Annotated in this window: 14 protein-coding genes, 1 rRNA gene and 1 other annotated feature; of the genes, 2 read left to right on the top strand and 13 right to left on the bottom strand. The window is 30.7% G+C overall.

What is annotated here, in order from left to right:
- Positions 1-148 precede the first annotated feature (148 nt).
- The 4 genes from BUB34_RS08750 to BUB34_RS08735 all read right to left on the bottom strand — a co-directional run bounded on the left by BUB34_RS08750 (position 149) and on the right by BUB34_RS08735 (position 4,450).
- Entirely contained in the window at positions 149-919 is a 771-nt protein-coding gene (locus tag BUB34_RS08750; RefSeq protein WP_073126523.1) for a TatD family hydrolase, read from the bottom strand.
- Between the two features lie 11 nt (positions 920-930).
- Positions 931-2,868, bottom strand: coding sequence for a methionine--tRNA ligase (gene metG / locus BUB34_RS08745; protein ID WP_073126521.1), 1,938 nt, complete (start codon positions 2,866-2,868; stop codon positions 931-933).
- An 82-nt stretch (positions 2,869-2,950) separates the two neighbouring features.
- Positions 2,951-3,181: a binding site (T-box leader), on the bottom strand.
- A gap of 190 nt (positions 3,182-3,371) precedes the next feature.
- Entirely contained in the window at positions 3,372-3,896 is a 525-nt protein-coding gene (locus BUB34_RS08740) for a spore maturation protein (protein WP_242948863.1), read from the bottom strand.
- Entirely contained in the window at positions 3,896-4,450 is a 555-nt protein-coding gene (locus tag BUB34_RS08735; RefSeq protein ID WP_073126520.1) for a nucleoside recognition domain-containing protein, read from the bottom strand. Before BUB34_RS08735 ends, BUB34_RS08740 begins: the two co-directional genes overlap by 1 nt.
- Positions 4,451-4,691: 241 nt before the next feature.
- Between BUB34_RS08735 and BUB34_RS08730 the strand changes: the two genes are divergently transcribed.
- The gene (locus tag BUB34_RS08730) at positions 4,692-6,122 is read left to right on the top strand and encodes a nicotinate phosphoribosyltransferase (RefSeq protein WP_073126518.1); all 1,431 of its coding nucleotides are present in this window, start codon (positions 4,692-4,694) and stop codon (positions 6,120-6,122) included.
- A gap of 49 nt (positions 6,123-6,171) precedes the next feature.
- Positions 6,172-6,600 carry an Lrp/AsnC family transcriptional regulator gene (locus BUB34_RS08725; protein ID WP_073126516.1) on the top strand — a complete coding sequence of 143 codons (429 nt, stop codon included), beginning with the start codon at positions 6,172-6,174 and terminating at the stop codon, positions 6,598-6,600.
- Positions 6,601-6,714: 114 nt separating this feature from the next.
- On the opposite strand, the gene BUB34_RS08720 is transcribed toward BUB34_RS08725, so the two are convergent.
- From BUB34_RS08720 to rrf, 9 genes are all read right to left on the bottom strand, one after another.
- Positions 6,715-7,413: an HD domain-containing protein gene (locus BUB34_RS08720; protein ID WP_073126514.1), complete on the bottom strand. Its 699-nt coding sequence runs from the start codon at positions 7,411-7,413 to the stop codon at positions 6,715-6,717.
- A 26-nt stretch (positions 7,414-7,439) separates the two neighbouring features.
- Entirely contained in the window at positions 7,440-8,273 is an 834-nt protein-coding gene (gene rsmI, locus BUB34_RS08715) for a 16S rRNA (cytidine(1402)-2'-O)-methyltransferase (protein WP_073126512.1), read from the bottom strand.
- Positions 8,274-9,026 carry a tRNA1(Val) (adenine(37)-N6)-methyltransferase gene (locus tag BUB34_RS08710; RefSeq protein ID WP_073126510.1) on the bottom strand — a complete coding sequence of 251 codons (753 nt, stop codon included), beginning with the start codon at positions 9,024-9,026 and terminating at the stop codon, positions 8,274-8,276.
- 118 nt (positions 9,027-9,144) lie between these two features.
- The gene (locus BUB34_RS08705; protein WP_073126509.1) at positions 9,145-10,038 is read right to left on the bottom strand and encodes a PSP1 domain-containing protein; all 894 of its coding nucleotides are present in this window, start codon (positions 10,036-10,038) and stop codon (positions 9,145-9,147) included.
- Positions 10,035-10,973, bottom strand: coding sequence for a DNA polymerase III subunit (locus BUB34_RS08700; RefSeq protein WP_073126507.1), 939 nt, complete (start codon positions 10,971-10,973; stop codon positions 10,035-10,037). The genes BUB34_RS08705 and BUB34_RS08700 overlap by 4 nt, the downstream gene beginning before the upstream one ends.
- A 2-nt stretch (positions 10,974-10,975) precedes the next feature.
- Complete coding sequence (locus BUB34_RS08695; RefSeq protein ID WP_073126506.1) at positions 10,976-11,665, bottom strand: dTMP kinase; 690 nt, start codon at positions 11,663-11,665, stop codon at positions 10,976-10,978.
- A 146-nt stretch (positions 11,666-11,811) separates the two neighbouring features.
- Entirely contained in the window at positions 11,812-13,221 is a 1,410-nt protein-coding gene (locus BUB34_RS08690; protein ID WP_073126504.1) for an aminotransferase class I/II-fold pyridoxal phosphate-dependent enzyme, read from the bottom strand.
- Positions 13,222-13,361: 140 nt separating this feature from the next.
- Positions 13,362-13,553: a DUF378 domain-containing protein gene (locus BUB34_RS08685; protein ID WP_073126502.1), complete on the bottom strand. Its 192-nt coding sequence runs from the start codon at positions 13,551-13,553 to the stop codon at positions 13,362-13,364.
- Positions 13,554-13,619: 66 nt separating this feature from the next.
- Positions 13,620-13,704 (bottom strand): 5S ribosomal RNA (rrf, locus tag BUB34_RS08680); the annotation flags it as partial.

Genomic DNA, 13,704 nt, shown 5'->3' with positions numbered 1-13,704 from the left:
CTAAATTTTATCATGTTATTTCTTTCTTGTCAATTTTATAAAAATAATTTATACACAATTAAAAAGCCTACTAGAAATCATCTTTCTAGTAGGCTTTTTTAAGTTTCATTATATAATTATCTAAAATCAATTTATATAATTTAGCATCTTATTTTATTCCAAAAAATCTTTTAGCGTTTTCGTTTGTCACCCTGCAGACTTCTTCGTAAGATATTCCTTTTTCTTGGGCTATTCTATCAGCTACAAACTGTACTAGTGATGGATCGTTTCTTTTCCCTCTATGTGGCTCTGGTGCCATATATGGGGAGTCAGTTTCTATCAATAAATGTTCTAGAGGAATTTCTCTAACTACTTCTCTAGTTTTTTTATTGTTTTTGAAAGTTACTGTTCCCGGTATAGAAATATAACATCCCATCTTGATATATTCTTTAGCTAATTCTACGTTTCCACTATAACAGTGAAGAACACAGCCTATTTCTGAGCTTTTTGTGTTTTTTATTATATCAAAAGTGTCTCCATGTGCATCTCTGTCATGTATTATAATTGGTAGTTTTAATTCATTAGCTAATTCAATCTGCTTTTTAAACCACTCTTTTTGAACTTCTTTAGGGTAAGTGTCATAGTAGTAATCTAATCCAATTTCCCCTATCGCAACAACTTTTTCATTTTCCACTGCAAGCTTTCTTAGAGTATCTATAGATGTTTCATCTAGTTCACCAACATCATGAGGATGAACTCCAACTGCTGCATATATAAAGTCATACTTTTTAGCAAGCTCTATGCTAGTTATAGATGATTCTATGTCAGCTCCAGGGTTTACAACAAAATCTACCTGTTTTTCTCTTAGAGAATTTATTAATTCTTCTCTATCTTCTTCAAATCTTTCATCATTTAAATGAGCGTGTGAGTCAAATAACATTTTTTATCTCCTTAACGAACTTCGCATCCATCTTTAGCACCAGTTGCAAGTGGTAATACTAAATCGTCTCCATCATCTCCTGCTGCTAATACCATACCTTGGGATTCTACTCCTCTTAATTTTACAGGTTTTAAGTTGCAAACTACTATAACTTCTTTTCCTACTAAATCTTCTGGCTTATACCACTTAGCTATTCCAGATACTATTTGTCTTGTTTCTGGTCCAACTTTTATTTGTGATACTAATAATCTATCAGCTTTTGGATGTTTTTCACAACTTAATATCTTACCTACTCTTAGTTCTACTTTATCTACATCGTCTATAGTTATTTCTTCTTTGTGAGTTAAAGGTTCTTCTTTAACTTCTGGTCCTCCTGAGAATAATTCTTCCAATTCTGCTACCTCCTTGTCAATGTCTAATCTTGGGAATAAAGATTCTCCTTTGAATACTTTAGTATTTTCTCCTATAAGACCAAATTTACTTGTACTTTCCCAATTAGTTAAATTTTCTTGTCCTGCTATACCTATTTGTTCATATATTTTATTGGCTGTTGTATGCATTATAGGGTTTATCAGTGTTGCTACTATTCTTATAGATTCACATAAGTTGTATAAAACAGCATCCAATTCATCTTTTTTAGCTTCATCTTTAGCTAAAGCCCAAGGCATAGTTTCATCTATATATTTGTTAGTTCTTCTGATTAATCTCCAAGCATTTTCTAATGCTTCATGGAACTGCATTTTATCCATTTCTATTTCAAAGTTTTCTCTTGATTGTTTTGCCTGTGCTTTTAAGTCCGCATCAAATTTAGTTTCAACCTTAGGTATTGGTATTATTCCACCGTTATATTTTTCTACCATTGCAACAGTTCTACTTACTAAGTTCCCTAGATCATTTGCTAAGTCTGAGTTTATTCTTGTAACAAAGTTTCTATGAGTATAACTTCCGTCTTGTCCAAAAGCAAACTCTCTTAATAAGAAATATTTAAGTGCATCTATTCCATATCTTTCTATCATAGGCTCTGGATAAACTATATTTCCTTTTGACTTACTCATTTTATCGTTGGCAAATAATATCCATCCGTGTCCGTATACTTGCTTTGGAACTTCTAAGCCTAATGCCATAAGAAGTGCTGGCCATATTATAGTATGGAATCTCACTATTTCTTTACCCACTATTTGTACATTAGCTGGCCAATATTTTTTTAACTCTTCTTCATTTTCAGTCATATATCCTAAAGCTGTTATATAGTTACATAGTGCATCTACCCAAACATATATTACGTGTTTTTCATCGAAAGGAACTTTTATACCCCAGTCAAAAGTAGTTCTAGTTACGCATAAATCATCTAACCCTTTTTCTAAGAAGTTTGCAACCATTTCATTTTTTCTAGCTGCTGGGAAACAGAAACTATCATCCTTGAATAATTCCTTTAGTCTATCTTCATATTTAGATAATTTAAAGAAATAAGCTTCTTCTTTCGCTAGATATGTCTCTCTTCCACAGTCCGGGCATTTTTCCCCTTCTAATAACTGAGATTCAGTCCAGAAACTTTCACACGGAGTACAATATCTTCCTTCGTATGAACCCTTGTATATATCACCTTGTTCATATAACTTAGTAAATATTTTTTGTATTATAACCTTGTGTCTTTCTTCTGTAGTTCTTATAAAATCATCATATGATATATCCATAGTTTTCCATAAGTCTTTTATTCCTGATATCATTCCGTCTAAGTACTCTATTTCTGTTATGCCTTGTTCTATAGCTTTCTTTTGTATTTTCTCTCCATGTTCATCAGTACCTGTCAAGAACTTTACATCATATCCACAAAAACGTTTAAACCTTGCTATAGCATCTGCTGCAACTGTTGTATATGTGTGTCCTATATGAAGGTTTCCACTTGGATAGTATATCGGTGTTGTTACATAAAAACTTGGCTTGCTCATAATTGTTACCTCCTTGTATTTTTCCATGTATAAATTGGAATATTATATCGTTATATTAAAAAACTCGCCTCCTATGAATATACATAGGGGCGAGATTATATACGCGGTACCACCCTAATTTATCTATAATTTAATTATAGATATCTCAGTAGACTATAACGTGTCTAAACGTTTTATCCTTATACCTATAATTTTAGGTACTCAGATAAAAAGCTCCAAGGCCATCTTCAACAACTCATTTTACACTAGCTTTCACCTAACCTAGCTCTCTGTAGAAAAAATCATTATCTACTCTTCTCTTCTTAGCTTTCTATATATTTTTAATTAATATATGTATATATTATATACTATGTGTCTTTATATAATTAATATATCTTTAATATTATCTAAAACGTTATAATTTATACTTTAATTATATTATTTATCGTAATATTATTAGCTTCATTCTATAAAATTTATGTATTAATGTCAACTTATATTTTTATTTTTAACTTTTTATGCCATTATGTGAATAATAAATAACATATAAAAACTGATGCTATAACCCCCGCAATATGGCTTAACATGGCACAACTTAGGGTATGTCTTGTATTTTTTATTTTTAAACTTCCATAATATATAGCCATTGTATAAAAAACTGTTTCTGATGCACCTACTATAGTAGCCCCCATCTTCTCAATAATATTATCTATTCCTACTCTCTGTGCAAGTTCAGTATACATTCCAAGCGCTCCACTACCTGATAGAGGCTTTACTATTATCAGTCCTATTAATTCCCTAGGTATACTCATAAGTCTCGCTATTGGTGTAAACATCCACTCTAAAATTTTGATACCATTTCCAGTTTTAAATACACCTATAGCTAAAAATATACCTATTATATAGGGTAGTATAGCCCATGCTGCCTTTAATCCTTCCACTGCACCTCTTACAAAGCTGTCATATATATCTATGTTTTTACGCCTTCCATAAATTATTATATACAGTATTATTATAGGTACGAGTGCATTTGAAAATATGTCCAGCATTATTTATACCTCCCCTGAAGTAATTTACATGATAATATTGCTATTACCGTGGATACTGCCGTAGCAAATAATGTAGTTATAATTATCTCACTTGGATTAGTTGATCCCATATCCATCCTTACCTTTAACATTGTAAATGGCACCAATTGCACAGATGATATATTTATTACCAAGAACATAACCATATCATTTGTTGCTGTATCCTTTTTACGATTTAATGTCTGAAGTTCATTCATTGCCTTTAATCCAAATGCAGTTGCTCCGTTTCCTGCTCCTAACATATTTAGAGCCATATTCATAACAATATAAGCCATTGCTTTATGCCCCTTTGGTATGGATGGAAATAATTTTTTCATGATTGGATTTAACTTCTCCCCTATTTTCTCAATCAATCCTGAGTCCTTTGCTATATTCATTATACCCATCCATAAAGCCATCACTCCAGCTAAACTTATTGCAAACTCGACTCCCTTTGAAGTTTCATTTAATATAACCTTATTTAGCTCACCCAGGTTATTGGAAAGTAAACTTCCTATTATTCCTATCGATATCATATAAAACCATATTTTCCCTATGTAAATCTCCCCCTCCCTAAAATAATTTTATGTTAATTGGTATATACTTTATACTTGAAAGTTGTACTATATTGTGCTTTATTATAATAGTGGGAGTTCTTATAATTTTAGATTTTTAGTTAATAATAATTTATATTAAAAAGGAAACTTATTTATCAATAAATTTAAAATGAATATGATTTCCTATACGTTATAAAATAAATATTCAAGGAGATTAACAATGAGAAATTTGACACTTCTTACTGACCTATATCAACTTACTATGCTAAATGGCTACTTTGAAAAAAACATCCATGAAGATATAGTGGTGTTTGATATGTTCTTTAGAAAAAATGCATGCAATGGTGGATATACTATAGTTTGCGGGATAGATCAATTTGTCGACTATATAAATAATCTTCACTTCTCAGATGAAGATTTAGAGTATCTAAAAAGCTTAAACTTGTTTTCAGATAAATTCTTAGAATTTTTAAAAGACTTTAAGTTTACAGGCGACATTTATGCAGTTCCTGAAGGAACAGTTATGTTCCCTAACGAACCGATAGTTACTGTTAAAGCACCTTTATATCAGGCGCAACTCATAGAAACAGCTTTACTTACAATAGTAAACTTCCAATCACTTATAGCTTCAAAAGCATCTAGAGTATGTTTTGCTGCTCAAGGTGATCCAGTATTTGAATTTGGATTGAGACGTGCTCAAGGGCCAGATGCTGGTACATATGGTGCAAGAGCTGCTGTAATTGGTGGATGTTCTGCAACTGCCAATGTATTAGCCGGGAAAATGTTTGACATACCTGTAATAGGTACACACGCACACAGCTGGGTCCAAAAATTTGATACAGAACTAGAGGCATTCCAGGCTTATTCTGATATATATCCTGATAAATGCTTATTACTTGTAGATACTTACAATGTATTAGAAAGCGGTATACCTAATGCTATAAAAGTATTTGATGAAATATCCAAAAAAGGGTACAAACCTTTAGGTATAAGAATTGACTCTGGAGACTTAGAGTATCTGTCTAAGGAAGCAAAAAAAATATTAGATAAAGCAGGATATACAGATCTTCGAATTACAGCATCTAATGACCTTGATGAGTACACTATATCAAACCTAAAATCAGAAGGTGCAACTATAAACTCTTGGGGGGTAGGTACTAAACTAATTACATCGGCCGATTCACCGTCTCTTGGAGGTGTTTATAAGTTAGCTGCATCCTATAAAGGAGATATTTTAGAACCAAAAATAAAGGTTTCTGAAGATCCAGAAAAAATAAATAACCCAGGTTACAAAAAAGTTGTTAGAATATATAATGAAAACAATAAAGCAGAAGCAGATCTAATTATGCTTCACGACGAAAAAATAGACGACACTAATCCTCTAACTGTTTTCCATCAAACTTATACTTGGAAAACTAAAACTTTTAGAAAATATAAAATAAGAGAACTTCTTGAACCTTTATATTTAAACGGGGAATGTCAGTATAATAGGAGAAGTGTCCTAGAAATAAAAGATTACGTGAAGTCTGAATTAAACACTATTTGGACACAGTACAAAAGAATTTTAAATCCTCAGGTTTACAAAGTAGACTTATCTCAGAACCTTTGGGATTTAAAGAAAAATTTGATAGACTCTAAGAAGTTTTTATAATTTACTTGATTTTATAATAATTTTTATTTTAGTTAAGGGGGATTGAAATATGGATGTTACAGATTACAGAATAATAGAAATATTACAAAACGACGGAAGAATTTCTATGAAAGATTTAGGGAAAATAGTTGGACTAACTTCTCCTGCTGTTTCTGAAAGAGTTAAAAGATTGGAAGAAGCCAAAATTATAGAGGGTTACAAGGCAATTGTAAACCCTGATGCATTAGGAAGAGTCATAAAGGCTTTTATACATATATCTCTCCCAAGTAACAGTTATGATAGCTTTATTGAGGCAGCTCGTAAAGATCCAAGAATTGTGGAATGTCATCATATTACAGGAGATGATTGCTCTCTTTTAAAGGTAATCGTTAAAGATATGTATGAATTAGAAAATGTTATCGATACTATAAAGGAAATAGGATCTACAAAGACTTCTGTAATACTATCAACACCTATACAATCTAAGTCTATACTATAGTTAAAAGTATTATGATTTCCTTAAAATTTTAAAAAGCTGACTCTAGATTTAGAGCCAGCTTTTTTTTATGCGATTTCTTCTAATTTTACTTAATTTTATTTCTTAAATTTATATTTAATTTTTAAGGTAACGATACAAATAATTTGTCAGTATATACTCCATATACGTAGCTACAACACCCATATCTTCTTTTGGATTTAATAATTTTCTAGTTGCGACTATATCCGCATAACCTAGTATTATAACACCTATAACATCATCTTTTAATATATCAAATATACCAAATAACTCCTTTTTTTCTATGCTATTTTTTTTATAGAAACTCAAAAGTGTCATATGGTGTTTTACATATTTATATAAAAGTTCTGATACCTCTTTATCTAATTCAAGATTTGTACATAATCCTTTAACTATTTCAGCTCCTACATTCTCATGATTAGTAAAATGTACCCTACCCGTTTCATCTATTGTCTTGCTATCGTACTTTCCTATATCGTGTAAAAATACTCCTAGTTTTAGAATATGAAATTTCGTTATCTGTCCCGATACTGGAGTACTTAAATATTTTCTAATATGTGTATCTAAATGACCTGAAAATCCATTATCTAGACCTATAATATTCTCTAATTCCTCTAATGCTTTTAAAGAATGATCAAAACAGTTTAACACGTGATATTTACACTCACCGGCCGACTTCATATCCACTATTTTAGGAATTATTTTTTCTAATTCTCCATTTTTGTCTAAATCTTCTAATACTTTATATGTCTTTTCAGACGCTAAACTTTCTAATAGGATTTTTGTAACTTTCATAAAATCACCACCAAAATTTTTATCCTTTATAAATCTAGTACTTGTTTGTAAACTAAATCTTTCTTTAATTTTCTCTCTTTACATACTGCCTTTATTGCATCTTTTTTGCTCATGCCTTCTTCAATTAATGTTATTACGTATTCTCTTTCATTAAGATTTTCATATGTGCAATTTGATGTTTTTTCTCCCTTAAATCCTTCTACTATTAGCACAAACTCGCCTTTTACTTCTCTATCATCAAATATATTTATTACTGTATCAATATCCTGTCTTATTATCTCTTGATATTTCTTTGTAAGCTCTCTATTTACTGATATTTTCCTATTGCCTAAAATTTTTCTCATATCCTTTAATGTATCTTTTAATCTATGAGGAGATTCATAAAATATCATTGTTTTTGACTCTTCTTTTACATCCTCTAGCTGTCTTCTTCTTGTCTTTTTATCTCTATCTAAAAAACCTTCAAATACAAATTTATGTGTGTCTAATCCTGATCCGACTAGTGCCGTTACAAATGCAGTTGCTCCTGGCAAAACCTCTATCTCTATATCATTATCTATAGCTTGTCTTATTATATCTTCCCCTGGGTCTGATATTCCCGGCATTCCTGCATCACTTATCAAAGCTATATTTTCTCCGCTAATAAGTTTATCTATTAGATAACCGCCCTTTGAATCCTTATTATGTTCATGATAACTTGTCAGCGGTTTTGATATTTCAAAATGATTTAAAAGTTTTATACTATGTCTAGTATCCTCAGCAGCTATTAAATCTACTTCATTTAATATTCTCAATGTTCTGTATGTTATATCCTCTAAATTACCTATAGGTGTTGGACATATATATAATTTTCCACTCATCTAAATCTCTCCTATATCCTCGTTTGAATAAATATCTTTTAGTTCTTTTGTATACTCTCCATCTTCTCCGTATACATAAAGTGGATCCAAAATTTTTAACTCTGGTTTTCCATCCTTTACAAACTCTACTAATACTAAATTTGGTGCCTTTTTAGGCTTTGGATGTACAAATTGAATAACTTTTGGCTCTAACCTATACTTTCTTCCCAAAGTTATTATATCCACTAATCTTGTCGGTCTATGTATCATAAAGAATTTTCCTCTAGGCATAACTAGTCTAGATGCTGCTTTTATAACATCTTCTAGGTTACATTTTACTTCATGTCTTGATATAGCCTTTTTGTCGTTCGGATTTTTTATACCATCTGCATGCATATACGGAGGATTAGAAGTCACAACATGATAATTGTTTATTTCTAGTTCTTTGTCTACTGTTTTTATATCTGTGTTTATTATTTTTACTCTATCTTCTAAGCTGTTTAATTTTACCGAACGGGTAGCCATTTCATATACATCTTCCTGTATTTCTACTCCTACTATATTTTTTGCTTCACTCTTGCCTGCAATTAATATTGGTATTATCCCTGTTCCTGTTCCCAAATCGGCAACATTGGCTCCCTTTTTTACTTTAGCAAAGTTCGCTAAAAGAACTGCATCTACTCCAAAACAAAACCCGTTCTTGTCCTGTATTAATTTTAAGCCCTTTAGCTGTAAATCATCTATTCTCTCTGTCTCTTTTAATGGTATTTCCATAAGTGTCTCCTTTCAATATAGGCTTAGTTATTATCCCGAAAAAAGGTAGGAGAAACCCTACCTTTTTAGTATTCTTTAGTCTTCTTATTTTTTAGTCCTATTTTTTAGTCCTATTTTTTTAGTCCTCTAGTTTCTTTAGCTCTTTTAATGTATCTGGGTCTAATTCATGATCCTTGCAACCTGAACCACAACATCCTCCGCACTTCTTAGGCTCTTGAAGCACCTTTATATCCTCTTTTTCGCATATCTTTATAGTTTTATCATTAAATTCTACTTTAATTTGGCCTAATAGAGGGTTTATTTCTATTACTTTACCTTTTACCTCATCGACTTTTACCAATGCCCCTACTACTGGAAGTTGTTCTATTGCCTCGCTATATACATCGTGCTCATATTTCAAACAACAAAACAACCTTCCGCATATTCCCGATATTTTTGTTGGATTAAGTGATAAACTTTGGTCTTTTGCCATTTTTATAGATACTGGCTGGAAGTCTCCAAGCCACGATGAACAGCAAAGTCTTCTTCCACATGGTCCTAAACCACCTATAGATTTTGCCTCATCTCTAACTCCAATTTGTCTTAACTCTATTCTAGTTTTAAATATAGCTGCCAAGTCTTTTACCAGTTCTCTAAAGTCTATTCTTCCTTCTGCTGTAAAATAGAATATTAATTTATTTCTATCAAATGTGTATTCACAATCAATTAAAAACATAGTCAAATCATGTTCTTTTATTTTCTGCTGGCATATTTCAAAGGTTTCCTTAGCTTTTTCCTTATTTTCCAAATATACCTCAGTATCCTCTTTTGTAGCTATTCTAATTATTGGTTTTAGTGGTGATACTAACTTGCTTTCCTCTATTTCTTTGATTCCTACTACTACAGATCCATACTCTAGTCCTCTTGCAGTCTCTACTACTACGTCCATACCCTTCTCTATATTAAGGTCTGTCGGGTCAAAATAATATATTTTCCCTGCACTTTTAAATCTAACGCCTACTATATTTATCATTTAATCACCTCATATATATTCAAAGCCATAACCTGCATATTTGTATTAAAATTACAGTTACTTTTTATCCTTTTTTTCGTTTCTTCTATTATATCAATAATTTTAGACAATTGCGAATAGGTAATTTTATTGCTCATATTTTGTATAAATATTATTTTATCTATGTTTATTATCATATTTTTACCAAAACCTTCTTTTAGAAACATCATATCTCTAAAATAATTTAGCATCATATCCAATAGACTTATAATACTCGTTTTATACTTTTCTAAATCACTTGCTATATTTAAAACTTCCGACATATTCTTATCCATTATTATCTCAATATATTTCTGTATGTCTTCCCTAATAATTGAAAACTCAGCTGAATCAGACAACTCCAAGGCCTTTTCCATACTTCCCCTTGAAAATGTTGCCAGTAATGTTGCCCTTTGTTCATCGATTCCTTTAGTATTCATTAGGTATAACTTTAGGTCAGATTGGGATATAGGTGTGAATTTTATTGTTTCACATCTAGATTTTACTGTATCTAATAATCGTTCCTTATTGTTTGTTATAAGAATTATTATAGCGTATCTAGGTGGCTCCTCTAAAGTCTTTAAAAGTGTATTTTGGGCCTCCATAGTCATTTTTTCACTTTGATTAATTATATATATCTTATAATCTTTATGTGGTTTTATTATTATATCTGATTGTAGTTTTCTTATCTGAGCTATCTTTATGCTGTTTCCATCTGGATTTATACTTATGCAGTCTGGATTAACGTCTATACTTGTCCCTTTGAACAGTATTTTAGAGAATTCTTCTGCAAATTTCTTTTTCCCTATTCCGTCCATTCCCTCAAATATATATGCGTGGCTAATCTTATTGTTTTTTATGGAATTTGTCATATATTTCTTCGCAAATTCTTGTCCTATAATATTTTCAAAATACATATCTACCTCTCCATAGGTTCTATTATATTTTTAACCAATTCATATACTTCCTCATGAATATCTTCTATGCTTCTCAGGTTATTATTTTTGACACAATTTATTTTCTTCCAATTATACTTGTCCACTATGTAAAGCGAATTGTCATATGATTTTTGTAAGTACTTCATGTCGCTTTCATGTATATCTTTCTTTTCGTCACCGGTAATCTTATTTTTTCTGTTCTCCATAAGCTTTTTACTAAATTCAATCGGCACATCTAAAAATATCACACAGTCTGGCTTAGGTATTTTATATAATTCGAATTCTTGATTTACTAACCAATCTAAGTACTCATCCCTGTCTTTTATATCCATTTTACATGCCTGATGCACCATATTAGATGTTGTATACCTATCAGCGATAACTATTCCACCTTCATTATAGAAATCCTCCCACTCGGTTTTAAAGGACGCATATCTATCTAGTGTAAAAAATGTAGATGCTATATATGGATCTACATCTGATGGGTTTTTGCCGAAATCCCCTCTCAGATACATTTTTACTAGTGCAGATGATTGTGATTTATAATTAGGATACTCTACTTGTCTTATATTATATCCCTCTTCTAATAGTCTATCGTATAATCTTTTTGTCTGAGTTGCTTTTCCACTTGCATCTGAGCCACTCTCTATAATTATTAACTTGCCTTTCATTTTATATCCTCCAATGATATTACTTTCATATAAATAAATTCAAAATAATATATGCTTTATTTTACACATACAGTATTTTAATAGTATCATAAAATCCATTCTCATAGAATGTAAAATTTCTTATATAATATAATCTTGGTCTATAATTATAATAGGACCTGTATAAACTCTAAATTTCTATCTTTTATTCCACTTATATTCATTCCTTTTTTATTACATAACAATATATAATCAATCACTTCTTTTGTAATTACTTCCCCTGGTGATAATAAACTTATCCCTGGTGGATATGGGATTATGTACTCGCCGCATATTTTATCTACGCTATCCTGTATTCTTATGTTTATCTTTTCTATATAAAATGCTTCTCTTGGAGTTAATTTTTTTATTGGAATGGCAGTGGGATATTCTATAAATTCTATAGCATCTTTATTTTTAATATTTTTTTCTATATCATTTAACGCCATTTCTAAACTAATGAAATCATCAGTTTGATTGGCTATTGTGCATATTAGTAAAACCCCATAGTAGTTGGATAGCTCAACTTGTATATTATAATTTTCTCTAAGAAGTTTTTCCATATAATATCCTGTTATCCCTAAATTCTTTAAAGATATAAATATTTTTGTTGAATCATCTAAATCATATACCTCTATACATTTATTATGATTAATATTTTCTTTGAATGTATCTATGTTTTTTAGGAGATTTTCCATAAGACTTTTACCATATTTATCATATATATCTACAGCTATCTCTAAAGAAGACAATAGTATATAAGATGGACTTGATGATTCTATCATACTTAGCATATTAGTAAGCTTATTTTTATCTACTAAATCTCCCTGCATATGAATCATAGATGATTGGGTAAAAGATGGAAGTGTTTTGTGTGTACTCTGTACGATTATATCCGCTCCACACTCAATAGCTGTATCAGGTAACCTATCACTTAAACCTAAATGTGCTCCATGTGCCTCATCAACAATTACAACTATTCCATTATTATGGGCATACTCACATATATCTTTTAGATCATAGGTCATTCCATAATATGTAGGGTATGTTATAACTATAGCTTTAGCATCTAAATTTTTATCTATAGCATTTTTTACTTTTAAAGGGTCTAACCCACATAGTATACTTGTTTTTTTGCATATAATAGGTTTCACATATACCGGTTCTATATTTCCTAATATACAAGAGTTTATTACTGACTGATGGCAGTCTCTATTAACTATAATCTTGTCTCCTGGATTACATACTGACATTATAGCCGATTGTATACCACAAGTGCTTCCATTTACTAAATAATATGTGTTTTTAGATTTAAATACCTTTGCAGCTCTCTCTTGGGATTTCTTTATTATTCCATCAGGAGAATGTAGATTATCTGTTCCAGGTATTTCTGTGATATCCATTTTGTAAATTTCTTTTAATATATCCTCATAACCTAGTTGATTATAAATCTTACCTGATTTATGTCCAGGCATATGAAACGATATTAAATCACTTTCTAAAATTCCTTTTAACTCGTCTACAATAAATTTTTTCATATACTCCTCCCCATTATAAATATATAACCATAGTAAAAATAATTTAATCTAAATTTTTAATAATATTTTATCTATATGATATATGTTATAAAAGCCGCTGATTAGAAAATAATTATCAACGGCTTTTATAGTTTAATATTCTATTTTCTATCATCTGACATTAAGCTTGGAATTAGATAGATACCAGCTAAACCAACAATTGAATATATAACTCTACTTATAAGTTGGTATGTACCACCAAATATACTTCCTAATAAATCTATTCCAAATATTCCTATACCACCCCAGTTAAGGGCTCCTATTATAGCTAGTATTAATGCAAATTTTCTCATATACATCTCTCCTTGGTTTAAGATATCCTTAGTTTAACCAAGTTTTTAAAAAATATAAAAAAGATTACGTGGCTACGTCCTACTCTCCCAGGCAGTTGCCCACCAAGTACCATCAGCGCTAAAGAGCTTAACTTCTGTGTTCGGAATGGGA

Source organism: Asaccharospora irregularis DSM 2635 (genome assembly GCF_900129815.1).
GTDB classification, from domain to species: domain Bacteria; phylum Bacillota; class Clostridia; order Peptostreptococcales; family Peptostreptococcaceae; genus Asaccharospora; species Asaccharospora irregularis.
The sequence above is the reverse complement of the archived record's forward strand: the minus strand, read 5'-3'. Positions and strand labels throughout refer to the sequence as shown.